This window comes from Halomonas sp. PA16-9, from assembly GCF_009728585.1.
Lineage (GTDB): Bacteria > Pseudomonadota > Gammaproteobacteria > Pseudomonadales > Halomonadaceae > Vreelandella > Vreelandella titanicae.
Genome location: NZ_CP040452.1, coordinates 557,548 through 573,128 on the forward strand (window position 1 = coordinate 557,548; position 15,581 = coordinate 573,128).

The 15,581-nt window shown below is 55.7% G+C and carries 11 protein-coding genes, 4 pseudogenes and 1 riboswitch; of the genes and pseudogenes, 8 read left to right on the top strand and 7 right to left on the bottom strand.

Annotation, left to right across the window (positions count from 1 at the left end; all coding sequences use genetic code 11):
- Window positions 1-59: 59 nt before the first annotated feature.
- Window positions 60-1,466, bottom strand: a complete 1,407-nt coding sequence (locus FDY98_RS18970; RefSeq protein WP_197029744.1) for an aminotransferase — start codon at window positions 1,464-1,466, stop codon at window positions 60-62.
- Window positions 1,467-1,620: 154 nt separating this feature from the next.
- Here FDY98_RS18970 and FDY98_RS18975 point away from each other — a divergent pair, with 154 nt between their 5' ends.
- A complete protein-coding gene (locus FDY98_RS18975; protein ID WP_027957095.1) occupies window positions 1,621-2,868 on the top strand; it encodes a M20 family metallo-hydrolase in 1,248 nt (415 codons plus the stop codon).
- Window positions 2,852-4,363 (top strand): aldehyde dehydrogenase, encoded by a 1,512-nt coding sequence (locus tag FDY98_RS18980; RefSeq protein ID WP_155706086.1) that lies wholly within the window; start codon window positions 2,852-2,854, stop codon window positions 4,361-4,363. Before FDY98_RS18975 ends, FDY98_RS18980 begins: the two co-directional genes overlap by 17 nt.
- Before the next feature lie 4 nt (window positions 4,364-4,367).
- On the opposite strand, the gene FDY98_RS18985 is transcribed toward FDY98_RS18980, so the two are convergent.
- Complete coding sequence (locus FDY98_RS18985; RefSeq protein ID WP_022521658.1) at window positions 4,368-5,213, bottom strand: helix-turn-helix transcriptional regulator; 846 nt, start codon at window positions 5,211-5,213, stop codon at window positions 4,368-4,370.
- Window positions 5,214-5,429: 216 nt separating this feature from the next.
- Between FDY98_RS18985 and FDY98_RS18990 the strand changes: the two genes are divergently transcribed.
- Together FDY98_RS18990 and FDY98_RS18995 are read left to right on the top strand one after the other, a co-directional pair.
- The gene (locus FDY98_RS18990; protein ID WP_231500588.1) at window positions 5,430-5,693 is read left to right on the top strand and encodes a TspO/MBR family protein; all 264 of its coding nucleotides are present in this window, start codon (window positions 5,430-5,432) and stop codon (window positions 5,691-5,693) included.
- A 40-nt stretch (window positions 5,694-5,733) separates the two neighbouring features.
- The gene (locus FDY98_RS18995) at window positions 5,734-6,336 is read left to right on the top strand and encodes a cell division protein ZipA C-terminal FtsZ-binding domain-containing protein (RefSeq protein ID WP_027957098.1); all 603 of its coding nucleotides are present in this window, start codon (window positions 5,734-5,736) and stop codon (window positions 6,334-6,336) included.
- 30 nt (window positions 6,337-6,366) lie between these two features.
- Here FDY98_RS18995 and FDY98_RS19000 read toward each other — a convergent pair whose 3' ends face one another.
- Together FDY98_RS19000 and FDY98_RS19005 are read right to left on the bottom strand one after the other, a co-directional pair.
- A complete protein-coding gene (locus FDY98_RS19000; RefSeq protein ID WP_022521655.1) occupies window positions 6,367-7,956 on the bottom strand; it encodes an ABC-F family ATPase in 1,590 nt (529 codons plus the stop codon).
- A 114-nt stretch (window positions 7,957-8,070) separates the two neighbouring features.
- A pseudogene (locus FDY98_RS19005) lies at window positions 8,071-8,922 on the bottom strand (sirohydrochlorin chelatase).
- 130 nt (window positions 8,923-9,052) lie between these two features.
- Here FDY98_RS19005 and FDY98_RS19010 point away from each other — a divergent pair.
- Window positions 9,053-9,623 (top strand): annotated as a pseudogene (locus FDY98_RS19010) (gamma-glutamylcyclotransferase).
- A 2-nt stretch (window positions 9,624-9,625) separates the two neighbouring features.
- On the opposite strand, the pseudogene FDY98_RS19015 reads toward FDY98_RS19010, so the two are convergent.
- The 3 genes and pseudogenes from FDY98_RS19015 to FDY98_RS19025 all read right to left on the bottom strand — a co-directional run bounded on the left by FDY98_RS19015 (window position 9,626) and on the right by FDY98_RS19025 (window position 10,966).
- Window positions 9,626-10,152, bottom strand: a pseudogene (locus FDY98_RS19015) (HPP family protein).
- Window positions 10,153-10,354: 202 nt separating this feature from the next.
- Window positions 10,355-10,651: a YciI family protein gene (locus FDY98_RS19020; protein ID WP_022521652.1), complete on the bottom strand. Its 297-nt coding sequence runs from the start codon at window positions 10,649-10,651 to the stop codon at window positions 10,355-10,357.
- Window positions 10,652-10,672: 21 nt separating this feature from the next.
- A complete protein-coding gene (locus tag FDY98_RS19025) occupies window positions 10,673-10,966 on the bottom strand; it encodes a hypothetical protein (RefSeq protein WP_027957100.1) in 294 nt (97 codons plus the stop codon).
- A gap of 227 nt (window positions 10,967-11,193) precedes the next feature.
- Here FDY98_RS19025 and FDY98_RS19030 point away from each other — a divergent pair, with 227 nt between their 5' ends.
- The 3 genes and pseudogenes from FDY98_RS19030 (at window position 11,194) to FDY98_RS19040 (ending at window position 15,502) form a co-directional block, all read left to right on the top strand.
- Window positions 11,194-12,867 (top strand): isovaleryl-CoA dehydrogenase, encoded by a 1,674-nt coding sequence (locus tag FDY98_RS19030; protein ID WP_027957101.1) that lies wholly within the window; start codon window positions 11,194-11,196, stop codon window positions 12,865-12,867.
- A gap of 116 nt (window positions 12,868-12,983) precedes the next feature.
- Window positions 12,984-13,085: riboswitch (glycine riboswitch) on the top strand.
- A 161-nt stretch (window positions 13,086-13,246) separates the two neighbouring features.
- Window positions 13,247-14,509: a D-amino acid dehydrogenase gene (locus FDY98_RS19035; protein WP_027957102.1), complete on the top strand. Its 1,263-nt coding sequence runs from the start codon at window positions 13,247-13,249 to the stop codon at window positions 14,507-14,509.
- A 67-nt stretch (window positions 14,510-14,576) separates the two neighbouring features.
- A pseudogene (locus tag FDY98_RS19040) lies at window positions 14,577-15,502 on the top strand (LysR family transcriptional regulator).
- Window positions 15,503-15,581: the final 79 nt, after the last annotated feature.

The following is a 15,581-nucleotide window of genomic DNA, read 5'->3' on the forward strand; positions in this document are numbered from 1 at the left end:
ATCGTTGTCGTAGGTCACTACTGAAGACGGGCGCTAACGCCCGTCCCGAATAGCAGTGTTTATAGGTAACCATCCGCTTTAAGTGAGCGTGTGGTGGCGGCAAACGCTTCGTCGAGAATAGCAACGACGTCGTCGACTACTTGACGCGTCCAGATCAGGGGCGGCGAGATGATATTGAGATGACCAACCGGCCGAATAATCAAACCACGTTTCTGTGCTTCAGCGGCCACGCGGTCACCTACGCGCGCGTCAACGGGGAGTAATTCTTTGGTTGTTTTATTAGCCACATTTTCAATCGCCATCATGAAATGACTGCCACGTATATCACCTACCGTTTCATGAGAGGCGAGCGTTTTGAGCTTGGATTCAAGATAGGGGCCAACTTCGCGAACATTCTCACAAATGCCTTCACGCTCAATGATTTCGATATTTTTAAGCGCTGCAGCACAGCTCACGGGATGCCCGGAATAGGTGAAGCCGGTGCTCAATACCCCGCCGGGGCCTTGAGGAGTACTTAGTACCGCATACAGGGCGTCAGATATCAGCGTTGCACCTAATGGGGCATACCCAGATGAAAGCCCTTTCGCCACATTGATAATATCGGGCTGGGTTTCAAACACGGCTTCTGAGGCAAAGAAGTGCCCTAAACGTCCAAAGCCTGTCACCACTTCATCAGCAATGAACAGAATATCGTTGGCACGGCATATGGCCTGCACGCGGGAATGGTAGCCCTGTGGTGCCACCAATACGCCCCCCGCGCCCATGATTGGCTCAGCAATAAAGGCCGCTATGTTATCCGCCCCTAGCCGGTCAATGGTCTGCTCGAGTTCATCGACCAGGTGATCACAATACTCGGCCTCACTCATCCCCTCTGGGCGGCGATAGCAGTTGGCTTCGCTCAGATGGGTCACCAGATCAAGTGTATCGAACTGCCAGTTATTGCTGGCGATACCGGTCAGGCTCGCCGCCATGTAGGTGGTGCCGTGGTAGGCATTGGTGCGCGACAAGATCCGCTTTTTCGAAGGCTTGCCCAAGCGATTGAAGTAGTAATGCACAAGCCGGATGGTGGCATCGTTTGCCGTTGACCCGCCGCAGCTATAAAACACATGGTTCAAGTGGGCAGGCGCAAGCTCTGAGAGCTTGGCCGCCAGCTCGGTGGCCGGGGCATTGGAGAGATTATTAAAAGTGGAAAAGTAGGCCATGCGTGTGGCTTGCTCGGCCATCGCCTGGCCAATTTCGGCACGGCCGTGGCCCACATTGACACACCACAGGCCGGCAATCCCATCGATAAAGCGGTTGCCGTGTGCATCTTCGACATAGATACCATCACTGTCGGTAATTAAGTCACAGCCGTTTTCGTGGAACACACTGAAGTCGGTAAAGGGATGGATAAAGTGATTTTTATCTTTTTGCCAAAGGTCTTGCGCGTCGTAAGAGCCTTTCGCCTGCTGTTGAGTCATCGTCATACCCTCGCTTATTAGGAAGCCGTTGTTGAGGTGACTTCACAGGCTAGCGGGGAAAACAGTGTCGGGAATATATCCCCATTGGGGTATATCGGCTGCGCGAAAGGCCTCCTATGGTGGATCTCCTTAACCCAACAAACACAACAGGAGACACGCCATGCAAGTTTCCATCGATGGCCAGCGATTGTGGTCAAGTTTAATGGCCATGGCAGAGATCGGCGCTACCTCCAATGGCGGCAGCAACCGCTTAGCACTGACCCCCGAAGATACCGCCGGTCGGCAGCAATTGATCGAGTGGTGCGCTGATATTGGCTGCCACGTTCGCAGTGATGCAGTGGGTAATCTTTTTTTCCGGCGGCCCGGCGCACGTGAGGATCTGGCGCCCGCCGCTGTCGGCAGCCACCTGGATACACAGCCGAAAGGCGGTCGTTTCGACGGCGTGCTGGGGGTTCTCGCGGGTCTGGAAGTGTTTCGCACCCTGCACGACCACCAAATCGTTACCGAACGACCTCTGGAACTGATCGTTTGGACGAACGAGGAAGGCAGCCGTTTTGCCCCCGCGATGATGGCTTCCGGCACCTATGCGGGGGTGTTTACTGTGGAGGAGACCCTAGCTCGACAGGATGAACAAGGGATTAGTTTTGGACAGGCCCTGGAGGAGACAGGCATGAAGGGCAGCCTGCCTATTGGCGAGCCTCGGTTAGCCAGTTTTCTGGAACTGCATATCGAACAGGGGCCGGTACTTGAAGAGGAGGGCTTATATATCGGAGTGGTCACCGGGGTGCAAGGAATGCGCTGGTTTGACCTGACGATTGAAGGCAGCGCTGCCCATGCGGGCACCACCCCCATGGCATATCGTCACGACGCCCTGGCCGCTGCCGCCCGGCTCATTGATCGGCTATACGCCATCGCCGCCACCGACACCAGCGGTGACAGCAAGGTGACCTTTGGCTGCCTGGAGATCGATACGCCTTCTCGCAACGTGATTCCTGCCCGAGTCACCCTGACTGTCGATCTTCGGCATGTGCACGACGATCAGCTAGACGCGCTGGAGGCCCGCTTCCATGGCGAGCTCGATGCCTTGGTAAAGATCTTTGGTGTCGTGGTAACGCCGCAACGCCTCTGGAACTCCCCGGTGGTGGCATTTAACGACCACTGCATTGCATCCATCGAACAGGCGACCAGGGCGCGAGGTATTGCTTACCGCCGTATGCTCAGTGGTGCCGGCCATGATGCGGTGTATGTATCACGGGTGGCGCCCACCGCGATGATTTTTATTTCCTGCCGCGATGGCATCAGCCATAACGAAGCGGAGTACTCAACGCCAGAGCAGTGTGCACTTGGCACCCAGGTGCTGTGCGACGCGCTACTGCATAACGCTAACGACCTTGAGGCTACCCAATGAGCACAACTCCCCCACGAATCTGGCCGAGTGGCAAACACTGGCAGACACACTCTCCTTTGAAACCCGCGCCTATATCAACGACACCTTTGTCGATGCACAGCGCGGCGCCACCCTATCCACGGTGAACCCAGCCACCGGTGAAGTGTTGGCAGAGGTCGCCAGCTGCGATGACGCCGATGCCGAGCTCGCTACCCACGCAGCTCGACAGGCCTTTGACCGGGGGGAGTGGTCGCGCCGCGCGCCAGCTCAGCGCAAAGCCACGTTACTTGAACTGGCGGCGTTAATGCAGGCCCATAGGCACGAGCTTGCCCTGCTAGACACTCTGGATATGGGAAAACCGATTACCAGTGCGCTGGGGGATATTGACGGCGCCATCGGCTGCCTGCGCTATACCGCCGAAAGTATCGATAAGCTTTACGGTGAGGTGGCCCCGACGGGAGACCAACATCTGGGCTTGATTGTGCGCGAGCCACTCGGGGTGGTGATATCCATCGTCCCCTGGAACTTCCCGCTAATGATGACCGCCTGGAAGATTGCACCGGCATTGGCAGCGGGTAACAGCGTTATTCTCAAACCGTCAGAAAAATCGCCGTTATCGGCGCTACGCCTTGCCCAGCTAAGCCAACAAGCGGGCCTGCCCGCCGGGGTGTTTCAAGTACTCCCCGGCTATGGCCATACCGTGGGTAAAGCGCTAGCCCTGTCGATGGAGGTCGACTGCCTCTCCTTTACCGGCTCCACTCCAGTGGGCAAACAGCTTATGCAGTACGCAGGCCAGTCCAATTTAAAACGCGTTTATCTGGAGTGCGGCGGCAAAAGCCCCAACATCATCTTTGCCGACTGCAAAAATCTAGACGCCGCAGCTCAGCACGCGGCCGCGGCGATTTTTCATAACCAAGGTGAAGTCTGTATCGCTGGCTCGCGGCTATTGGTGGAAAACAGCATTCGCCACGCTTTCGTCGAGAAAGTGGTGGACGCTGCGGCTGCCATGCAACCAGGCGATCCACTCGACCCGCAAAGCTTTATGGGGGCGATGGTGGATGACACTCAATACCAACGAGTGCTTGATTATATCCGTCAGGGGCAGGAAGAGGGCGCCACGCTACGCTCGGGCGGGCAGCCGTTAGATGGCCCTGGACTCTTTATTCCCCCTACCGTGTTTGACGATGTCACCCCAGCCATGACGATAGGTCGCGAAGAGATCTTCGGGCCGGTGCTGTCTGTCTTTGGCTTCGATACCGAAGAAGAGGCCTTGGCACTTGCCAACGACAGCGACTACGGCTTGGCTGCCGCCGTCTGGAGCCAGGACATTGATCGTATTATGCGCGTCTCACGCAAGCTGCACTCCGGGCAAGTCTACGTTAACAACTGGGCAGGCCCGGACATGACAGTGCCGTTCGGTGGGGTTAAGCAATCCGGTAATGGGCGGGATAAATCGCTTCACTCGCTTGACGAGTATACCGAGATCAAAACCATCTGGATGGCGCTACAAACCTAGCACCTTAGCCTCTCAACTGCCGGGAAATGAGGGCCACGTGTTCAAGAAATAGCTGGAACAACTGCGATTGACTGGAGACATCCAGACGCTGGTAAATATGCTTGCGGTGTACCTTCACAGTGCCATCGCTGATATCCAGTTCCCGGGCCGCCGATTTGGTGGAGTGCCCTGCGAGCAACAGACGAACGATTTCCTGTTCACGTGCCGTTAAAACCTCTCGGCCAAAGCTTACGAAGGCAGCTTCCACCGGGGCGTCCTTTTCCAAGGTCGGCTGGAAGAGGACGCCCTGCCATTTCCAGAACTCCATCAACAAGGTTTCGATCATCGGCACCACATTCTTCAACACCTGCAATGCACGTCGTTTCAAGGGAGCTTCTGCCTGAAAGCCCAGCGATACCACCATCAAGACATCATCCCCCACACGTGCGAAGAGACCCACCTCATCCGCCAATCCTAACGCGCGATAATAGTGAGCATAGTAATCACTGGATTCAAAACGATCAGGGGCTAGCTCCCGCAACCGGTGCACACCGCTATCCAGGCCACCACTCATGGCGGTAAAAAAAGGATCCAATAAATACGCACCGCTGAGGTAGCGATCTATCGCTTGAGGGCGATTTTCAGACGGGTAATCGTCGTGAATCAGTAGTGGTCTGTGACGCCCTTTGTAGGTATTGATCAGAATCGTATCGAAACCGGTTAGCGCGCGCAGCACTTGCTCCAGACGAACGGGGAAATCGCGCTGTCCCGATGAGCGTACCAAGCTCGCCATATGCCGATGCCAAGCTGCACTTCCCGCACTTGCCAGAAAGGTACTATCGATATCATCGGTTGTTGAGCAGTATTTCATGAGTAGCGCTTCATTAGGTTGTTTGACAAAACAATACTGCCTTGCGCGAACACGGTAAACTCAGGCAATACAATTGACTCATTACGGCTCGTGATTACTTTGTGTTGAGCCTCTTGGATAAACGCTGCTAGGCTATTGATTCTTTCGTTTGAACATACAGGTAATGAATGCTTGCTTCGCTATTAGCGCTGCTGGTGTCTCTACTGCTCGTCGGCCTTGCCGCCACGACTGGGTGCGCGCTTTCGGCCTGATGGTTGGTTCCGCGAACTCAGTAAGCCAAGCTGGACACCACCGAATATCGCTTTCCCCTTCGCTTGGGGCATACTGTATTTGTTGATGGCTATCGTCGCTTGGCGTATTTATATGGCGGATGACTCAGTATGGCGCTCAGCAAGCTTAGCGGCTTACGCGCTGCAGCTTATGGTCAATGCCGCGTGGTCGTGGCTGTTCTTTGGGCGTAAACAAACTGTCGTCGGCTAAATAAAGCCTGAGCGCTGATTAAAAAAAGGATTCTGAGAGTATGGATCGCACCACTACTATAATAGTACTCGCCTTCGCATCGCTGGTATTAGGCGCAATGGCAACAGCGATATTTATATATGTCATTGTGCCCTGGCGCCGCCGACGGCGCGCAGCGAAAGCGAAAGCCGCTGCGCCTCGTCCGGTACAAGCAGACAACTCTGAAAAAGCTCAAGAACCTGACACCCCTGCACCCTCAAAGCAAACTAAAAAAGTGAAGCAGCATTCGCTTTTTATAATCTTTGATCAACCCAGTGAAGATTCAGACGAGCGCCTTACCCAGTGGCTACGGGAGAAAGACGCTCGCTACGACGCGCTCAAGAAGATATTTTTAATCGACGGCCAACAGCCTTCCAACCCAGTCACTATTGCCAACGCCTTTCCACCCGGGGAAATGCCTGACCTGCTGCGCGGGGAAACCCATGAGCCCATCAAGGGTATTAGCTTATTAGTGAAACCACCGCTACGTAAGCGACGTAATCAACAAATGCATGTCTACGTAGAACTCGCCAAAGAGATGCAGACGGTGTTTAGCGGCAAAATGCTCAATGACGAGCGCGAACTCGCCACCGACAGCACCTTTGAGCAAATTATCGGCGAATAGATTTACAGAGCTATGCTGACAAAAACAACGTCACACGACTCCCTGGCTGCGTAGGTAGTCATCGTAGCTGCCGCTGAAATCGACAATGCCTTCCGGCTGCATATCAATAATGCGCGTGGCCAGTGACGAGACGAACTCGCGGTCGTGGCTCACAAACATCAGCGTGCCGGGGTAGTTCTCCAGGGCCAGGTTCAACGCCTCGATAGACTCCATATCCAGGTGGTTAGTCGGCTCATCCATCAGCATTACATTGGGCTGAGTAAGGATTAACTTACCAAACAGCATACGCCCCTGCTCGCCACCGGAAATGACCTTCACCGATTTTCCAATATCGTCGCTGGAAAACAGCATCCGCCCCAGAGCACCGCGAACCACCTGCTCGCCACCTTGAGTCCATGCTGACATCCACTCAAACAACGTGGCATCGACGGCAAAGTCGTCGCTGTGATCCTGAGCAAAAACCCCCACTTCAGCGGCTTCGGTCCACTTCACTTCGCCCGCGTCCGGGTGTAACTCGCCCGCCAGGGTTTTCAGCAGCGTGGTTTTGCCGATGCCGTTGGGGCCGATAATAGCAATGCGCTCACCGGCTTCCACGGTCATGGAAAGACGCTCGAACAGCGGCTTGTCGCCCTCATAGCTCTTGGTAATGCCGTCCACGTTGACGGCATTACGGTGGATTTTCTTCGCCTGATCAAAGCGGATAAAGGGGCTTACGCGGCTGGAAGGCTTGATATCTTCCAGCTTGATTTTATCAATTTGACGCGCTCTAGACGTAGCCTGCTTAGCCTTCGAGGCGTTAGCGGAGAAGCGGCTCACGAACTGCTGCAGTTCGGCAATCTGGGCCTTTTTCTTGGCGTTATCCGAGTGCTGACGCTCGCGAACGGCGGTGGCGGCGGTCATGTAATCATCGTAGTTACCCGGGAACAGGGTGATTTCACCGTAATCCAGATCCGCCATATGGGTACAAACGCTGTTCAGGAAGTGGCGGTCGTGGGAGATGATGATCATGGTGCTGCTGCGCGCTTTAAGAATATCTTCCAGCCAGCGGATGGTGTTGATATCCAGGTGGTTGGTCGGCTCATCCAGCAACAGTACATCCGGGTCAGCGAATAGCGCCTGGGCGAGCAGCACGCGCAGCTTCCAGCCGGGAGAAACTTCGCTCATCGGGCCCGTGTGTTGCTCAATGGGAATGCCCAGACCTAGCAGCAGTTCGCCTGCGCGGGGCTCGGCGGTGTAGCCGTCCAGCTCGGCGAAGCGCACTTCCAGGTCAGCGACGGCCATGCCGTCCTCTTCGCTCATCTCTGCCAGGGAGTAAATGCGTTCACGCTCAGCGGCGACCGACCAGAGCTCTACATTGCCCATGATGACGGTATCGATCACCCGCTCGTTTTCAAACGCAAACTGATCCTGACGCAGCTTACCCAGCCGTGTACTGCTATCCAGCATCACCTGGCCGGAAGTGGGCTCCAAATCGCCACCGAGAATTTTCATAAAGGTGGATTTGCCGCAGCCGTTCGCGCCAATCAGGCCGTAACGGTTGCCGTTATTGAATTTAACGGAGACATTTTCAAACAGGGGCTTGGCCCCAAACTGCATGGTGATATTGGCGGTAGCGATCACAAAAGGAGCCCTGGTTAGCGCATTGTCAGTAACGACGACAGCTTACAACGAATAGAAAGGCTCGCGATTCTACGCGCTATTAGGCGTGTATTCACCCATCAAACCCTAGTGGCGTCAGGCGATTGCCGGGATATCGAGTAGAAAGCGTTCATCATCAAGCGCTTGGCGCAGCCGCGAGTGCAATATATCAACGATCCCTTGATGCTCCCCCACCAGCTTCGTCGTGGTAACGGAAAGCCCTGGATACTGCTGTTCAGCCGCTGCACAAATCTCGGCAATATCGCCGCCCTCCCCGGCGTGGCGCCCCGGCGAAAGAAACAGCATCGCCAGGATCACCGAGCCTATCTTAAACTCGGGTAGCGCCAGCAAGTTTTCCAGCAGTGGCTCATTAAAGCGGTACTCATCGCCCTCGCGCCGCTCCATGGAGGCAGCGGCAACACACGCTACGTCATCGGCTAGCAGCACGCTGAGCTGCCCCGCCAGGCGGTTGCGTACGGAGGTAACCTCAGGAATCGGGCTGCCGTGATCCACCAGCGCCACATGCGGTTTAGTACCTGGGCGAAGCTTGTCGCGCACGTTATCGGCCAGCATGGGCTAAACGCAGGTCGTTATCGCCGAGCTCATCCACTAAGGGCTGGGCTACCCGCACCTTAACGTGGGGAAGCGCTCCTGCAGCGTGGCCATGCGCTCGGGGAGATAACCCGTCAGCGCTTTGCTGGGGCCAAAAAAGAACGGCAGCACGATAATCTCCGTTGCCCCCTGTTCGGCACTGCGTTCAGCGGCGGGGCCAAGGGTAGTGGCGGGAATACCTCCCACCTCATCCGCAGGAATCTTATTGGAGTGCAGCAGCGAGGCCGCCTGCACGGTTTCGCCTACAAGCCCGCTAAGCGAAGCCGCCACGCGGCGTAAATTCAGCGTTGCCTGCGCTCGTAGCGAGCCGTTATCCACCAGAAAAATCGCGCGCATGGCTGCCTCCAGTCGTGGTCTTGGCAATCGTGTGGGTGATCAACCGTGACATGTTAAGATGGTGGTTTTACACCGTCGTTGGCCCCCATGTTACTTGAAAAATGTGCCTTAAAAACGCTGCCTGATACCGATGCTTGATACCACTGCACTTAACCAGAAGAAACTTCTTCGAAGGCCATGCGGCGATATGGCTATTCGGCTACGGCTCACTGATTTGGAAGGCTGACTTTGCCTACCTGGAGCGCCGCCCGGCGTATATACACGGCTGGGAGCGGCGATTTTGGCAGGGCTCCCATGATCACCGCGGCACGCCTGAAGCGCCTGGGCGGGTGGCAACGCTGATCCGCGCCAAAGATTCGATTTGCCACGGCATGGCCTACCGCATTGCCCCGGAAGTGCTCGCGCCGTTGGATGTGCGGGAGAAGAACGGCTATTTGCGGGAAAAAGTACCGCTGACGTTTATGGACGAGAAAGGCAACGGAACCGAACAGAGCGAAGGGCTTATTTATCTGGCCAGCGATGACAATCCGGCCTTTTTGGGCGACGCGCCGCTTGATGAGATCGCCCAGCAAATTGCCAACGCCCATGGGCCCAGCGGCCCCAACCGCGACTACTTGGTCAACCTCGCCGTGGCGCTGCGGGAACTAGGCGCCAAAGATGCCCATATCTTTGCTCTGGAACAACAGCTGAGCCAATTTTAACATTACCAGTAGCGCGGATAACGGCGGTGACGGGCAAGGTTATTGACCAATATGGCGATTACCAGCATCACTATACTGCCCGCTCCGATTGGCAAAAGAGGATACCACCACCCCAGTTGATGAACGCTGGCACCCCCGCCTACCGCAATCAGAGCCGCCGCGGCTCCTGGTGGGTGAACCGTATGGGTTAGCTGCATACCCAGCACCGACAGTGATACGGCCAGAGCCATTGAGAGGGGGTCGCTCCCAGCAGTTGGTAGCAAGCAACGCCAATACCCGCGGAGAGCACGCTGCCAAAGAGTACATGGCTGGGCTGGGCAAAAGGGCTTTCAGGTGCTGCGTAGATGAGCACCGAGGTTGCGCCGAAGGAGCCTACGATGAGCAGTTGTTGTGACAGCCACGCCGAGCTTAACCAGCAAATGACCGCCATACCGGTAAAGGCCCCGACCCATGACCAAAAAGCATCCTGCCAGCCTACCCGGGCACGCTTGACTGGCTGCCCCCGCATCTTGCCAAGATAAGTTTTCATTACACTCGCTTTGCACAAAATGAGTGCAAATGATGCCAAAATGCACCAAATAAGCAAATGACAATCTATCATACCCCTGATGAAACTGACTCAAGGGCAACGCGATTGCTCATCATCAGTGTATGGGGTGTTAACCAAGGAGAGAAACGGGGGCATTATTTATGACATTTTTTATAAACAATACCCGAGCTCGTTCGTCATACTATATAGAGGGATCAAACAGCTTAACTTCGCGTATATCGACCTGCTCCCAGACACGCTCAGTCATATAAGGCTCTTGCGCCAGCCAAGCCTCTAAATCTTCTCGAGTAGCAAATCTGAAATGTGCATTTGAACCGATCATTTTACCTTCATCGTTCAGCACTACCCCACCACTTACGAAATTACCCGACCGATAGAGATTACGCAGTCCTTCCAGGTGCAGCTCGCGACAAGCCAGGCGGCGGTTTAAGGCCCCCTCATCGGTGTAATCATAGGCGATCAACGCAAACTGCTTCATCTACTCCTCCTCTCAGTGTGTCTACATCATCAACCACGAAAGAATAAACAGCCCCAATACGGTACGTACAATACCGCCGATTATCGAGCCTCGCAGAAAAGCGCGCAAACCGCCCCACAGAATCAGCAGCCCAATCACTAAGACAGCAATGCTGAAAAAGGAATCACTGATTCCCAGCGAACGCGTCAAGCCATCGATGAAATCGCCGAACGCACCGAAGAAGTTGGTGAAAATGCCCAGCAGAAACTCAACCACCACGCGGATGGCTTCACCGATAGTTTCGCCAATTTCGTCAAAAAAGCCGTTTGTCTGCATCGCGTTTGCTTGCATTGATAATACCCGTGACTGAGAAGGATAAGCGGCATTGTCGGTTAAATTCGCTGACTGAGCAAAGCAGGATCCATCCCTCCCCTCTTCGCCCTCCGTTTTTAGCGACTTTTCCGTCCAGCAACTACGCTCTCATAAGCGCTCCAAAATATATGAGTTGTAAAACGTTCGTTTAAACAATCACCCTTATCGTCGTTACACGCTAGGAGCCTGCCATGAACCATCATTACCCCCTGGCCGATCAACTCCAAGCTAATACCCATCAGGTGGAAAACCAGCCGCCGACGCTTGCAAACTACAATAGTTACATAGCTGATCGCGCTCTTCAGGAAGGCGTTAACCGTGAAAGCGGGTCTGACGACGATGCCCCACTCAAAGCGTTTGGTCAGTGGGCGGGATCCGCCGAGGCGATTGCCTTGGGTGTTGAGGCCAACCGTTACTCACCCCAGTTAGCGACCCACGACCGGCAAGGCCATCGGGTCGATTTGATCGAGTTTCATCCCGCCTATCATCAGCTTATGCAAACGGCGATAGAGCACGGCTTGCATGCTAGCCCCTGGCGAAACCCTCAGCCCGGTGCGCATGTTTATCGGGCCGCCAACTACTTTTTACAGGCCCAGGTAGAAGCGGGCCATGGCTGCCCGATTACCATGACCTTTGCAGCCCTCCCCGCACTGCGCCATCAACCCAGCCTGCTTGAGAGCTGGGGCGATAAAATCACCGCCCCACATTACGATCCGCGCAACGTCCCCTATTTCGAGAAACAGGGCCTCACTCTGGGCATGGCAATGACCGAAAAGCAGGGCGGCTCCGATGTGCGTTTGAACACCACCCGCGCCTACCCGATTGATCAAAGCGGGCCGGGAGAAGCTTTTGAGCTGGTGGGGCATAAGTGGTTTGTCTCGGCGCCAATGTGCGATGCATTTCTGGTACTCGCCCAGGCGCCCGGCGGCTTGAGCTGTTTCTTGCTGCCACGCTGGCGGCCCGACGGCAGTAAGAACCCGCTTCATATACAGCAGCTAAAACGTAAAATGGGCAATGTATCGAATGCTTCCAGCGAGACCGAGCTGCGGGGCGCCTTTGCCTGGATGGTGGGCGATGAAGGCCGCGGCGTGCGCACCATCATCGAGATGGTCGCCATGACCCGCTACGACTGCATGATTGGTTCAGCTGCCGGAATGCGCCAAGCCACCGCCCAGGCCATTCACCACGCCTCTCATCGGCATGCCTTTGGGGCGCGGCTCAGCGAACAGCCGCTGATGCAGAACGTACTCGCTGACTTGGCCATTGAGAGCGAAGCCGCCACCACCTTAATGCTGCGTATGGCCCGCGCCATGGATCATCAGGACAACGAGCATGAGCGCCTGCTTTCGCGAATCGCCACCCCTGTGGGCAAGTACTGGATATGTAAACGCACGCCCCACCACGCATACGAGGCAATGGAGGTGATTGGTGGAAGCGGCGTCATGGAGACCCACATAATGGCGCGCCTGTTTCGCGAGTCGCCCATCAACGCCATTTGGGAAGGCAGCGGAAATGTGCAGTGCTTGGATATCCTGCGCGCGATTGAAAAACAGCCCGAAGTACTCGACGCCTACTTCGCCGAACTCGGCCTTTCACAGGGCGCCAATGGGCATCTTGACCGTTTTATCCACCAATTACAGCGGCAGATGCAGGATACTCAAACGCTCCAGTACCGCGCCCGCCAGTTGGCGGACGGCATGGCCCTAGCGTTACAGGGCGCCCTGCTGGTTCAGCACGCCCCCGCTTATGTGGCCGATGCATTCTGCGCTGGTCGCCTTGCCGACCGCAGTGGCCTCAATACAGGCACGCTACCCACCGGGCTGGATTGCGCGGCAATCATCCAGCGTGCCCGGCCCGTGGAATAAAACCCTTGGAGTGAGTCCTTGGAATAAGCGTTCACGACTATGGTCGTCTTCCATGCTAAAACTGATCGCGTAAAACTAATCACATTAAAAAACTATTTACATTAAAAGCCAGCAACAACGTGATAGTGGGAGAGCTTGGTGCATCACTCGTCGATGACGCCAGCGCCGAAGGAGCAACAGCCCCGGAAACTCTCAGGCAACCGGACCGCTATTACCTTAACTTTCCGAAGAGCGGCTGATGACTGCGTCACTCAGCCCACCGAAGGAGCAAGCGCACCCAACGGATGCGTGAATCTCTCAGGTTCCATGACGGAAGGGGTACGCCAACAGCTACGCCGTTAGGTGGTATTCCCGACGCTCATACAACCTGGAGAGAGTTATGCAACGTATTGCCGTTATCGGTGGTGGTATCACCGGCATTACCAGCGCCTACGCCCTGGCCAAACGTGGCTATGACGTCACCGTCTTTGAAAAGCATCGTTACGCCGCCATGGAGACCTCATTCGCCAACGGCGGTCAGCTCTCGGCCTCCAACGCCGAAGTGTGGAACCACTGGCCAACGGTGATCAAGGGCCTGCGCTGGATGCTCAGAAACGACGCCCCGCTACTGGTTAATCCCCGCCCAAGCTGGCACAAGCTCAGTTGGTTTGGCGAATTTATCGCCTCGATACCCCGCTACGCTGCCAACACCACAGAGACCACGCGGCTGGCCATTGCGGCCAGAGAGCACCTGTTTCAGTGGGCAAAAGACGAGCAGATCGGCTTTGACCTCAAGCAGAAAGGCATTCTGCATATCTACCGCGACAAAGCGGGTTATGACCACGCCGCCAAGGTCTCCAAGCTGCTCAGCAAAGGCGGCCTGGAGCGCCGAGCAGTCACCCCTGACGAGATGCGCACCATCGAACCGACGATGGCGGGCAACTACTACGGCGGCTTCTATACCGAAAGCGACGCCACCGGCGATATTCATAAGTTTACCCACGGCTTGGCTCAAGCCGCCGAGCGCCGCGGCGTAACGCTTAAATATGGTCACAGCGTCCAGGATATCGGCGCCGATCAACAGCACGCCTGGATCACCGCCACGCTTGAAGGCGAGGCTGACGGTGACCCGGTGCGCGAAACCTTTGATAGCGTGGTGGTATGCGCCGGGGTGGGCAGCCGTGCTCTGGCTGCCAAGCTAGGCGATCGGGTCAATATCTACCCGGTCAAAGGCTACTCGATCACCGTGCAGCTCGATGACGCTGCCTCCCAACAGGCAGCGCCCACCGTTAGCCTGCTCGATGATGAGACCAAGTTAGTGACCAGCCGCCTGGGCGATGACCGCTTCCGTATTGCGGGCACCGCTGAGTTTAACGGCTATAACCGCGATATCCGCGACAACCGTATCCGCCCGCTAATCCGCTGGGTGGAAGAGTGCTTCCCCGGCGTCAGCACTCGCCGCGTAGTACCTTGGGCAGGCCTGCGCCCGATGCTCCCTAACATGCTGCCCAAAGTCGGCCGCGGAAAATTACCCACAGTGTTTTACAACACCGGTCACGGCCACCTGGGCTGGACCCTCTCTGCCATCACCGCGGATATGCTCGCAGATGCGGTAGAGGATAAAAACGCCCACTCTCAGCAAGCCACCCAACCGCTAATCTAATCCCAACCGTGACATGTCCGGGCAGGCTTCCGGTAAGATATAAAACACTCCACCACAGGCGTGTTTTATGCTTAACCAGCGTGCATTAACCTACCTCAATGAAGTGATTCGCCGCGGCTCGCTCAGGCGTGCCGCGGCCCACCTGAATGTCGATGCTTCTGCCGTTAGCCGCCAACTAAAAGCACTAGAAGAAGAGTTGGATACCCAGCTATGCGAGCGGCACGGAAGAGGGATGCGCGCAACCGCAGCGGGCCAGCTACTGGTGCACCATTTTCATGCCCAGCGGGCTTCAGAAGAAGCGGTGCTCTCCCAGCTAATGGCACTTCAAAGCCTAACGAAAGGGGAAGTTCGTATTGCCGTGGGAGAAGGGTTTATCGCTGACCTGATCGCCGCACCGTTAGGCACTTTTATGTCAGCGTTTTCCGGTATCAATGTCGAAATTCGCATGGCGGGTGTCAACGAAGCGATGTCGTTACTCAAAGATCGTGAAGTGGATATAGCGCTACTTTATGCACCGCCGGTAGACCCGCAACTTTTCTGCCACGTGGAAACGCGCCAGCCGCTCGATGTGATTGTGCCCCCCAATCACCCACTAAGTGATCTTAACCGCCCGGTAACCCTGCATGACTTAACGGGGTGGCCCCTGGCGTTAATGGACAATCCTTTTGGTATGCGGCAAATGGTCAATATGGTGGCCCACCAGGAGCGCATTCATCTTGAAGCACGCCTGCACACCAACTCTGTTTCGGTGTTAAAGAATTTCGTCCGCTCAGGCATCGGCGTTACGTTTATGCCCGAACTCACCGTAGCGGATGAGATTGAGCGCGGTGAGATCTTCACACTACCCATGCAGTACCCGGTGATGAACGGTACGCGGGCACAAATTGTTAGCCTGAAAGGGCAGGAACTCCGGTCGCCTCAATCACTTGCATCGATCATTTGCACAAAGGCATGCGCTTTTTCTCCGCCGATGCACCACGACTGTTGCAATAAAAGCCACAGTTTAGGTATTGCATAGTCAACACCTCAATACATAGTCTTCTAGTAAGCACTCCTTATAAATCCAATAACG

What these genes read in the sequence shown, in the direction of transcription:
- FDY98_RS18970 (WP_197029744.1), bottom strand. Translation starts at nt 1,466, where the DNA reads ATGACGATGACTCAACAGCAGGCGAAAGGCTCTTACGACGCGCAAGAC.
- FDY98_RS18975 (WP_027957095.1), top strand. Translation starts at nt 1,621, where the DNA reads ATGCAAGTTTCCATCGATGGCCAGCGATTGTGGTCAAGTTTAATGGCC.
- FDY98_RS18985 (WP_022521658.1), bottom strand. Translation starts at nt 5,213, where the DNA reads ATGAAATACTGCTCAACAACCGATGATATCGATAGTACCTTTCTGGCA.
- FDY98_RS18995 (WP_027957098.1), top strand. Translation starts at nt 5,734, where the DNA reads ATGGATCGCACCACTACTATAATAGTACTCGCCTTCGCATCGCTGGTA.
- FDY98_RS19020 (WP_022521652.1), bottom strand. Translation starts at nt 10,651, where the DNA reads ATGAAGCAGTTTGCGTTGATCGCCTATGATTACACCGATGAGGGGGCC.
- FDY98_RS19025 (WP_027957100.1), bottom strand. Translation starts at nt 10,966, where the DNA reads ATGCAGACAAACGGCTTTTTTGACGAAATTGGCGAAACTATCGGTGAA.
- FDY98_RS19030 (WP_027957101.1), top strand. Translation starts at nt 11,194, where the DNA reads ATGAACCATCATTACCCCCTGGCCGATCAACTCCAAGCTAATACCCAT.
- FDY98_RS19035 (WP_027957102.1), top strand. Translation starts at nt 13,247, where the DNA reads ATGCAACGTATTGCCGTTATCGGTGGTGGTATCACCGGCATTACCAGC.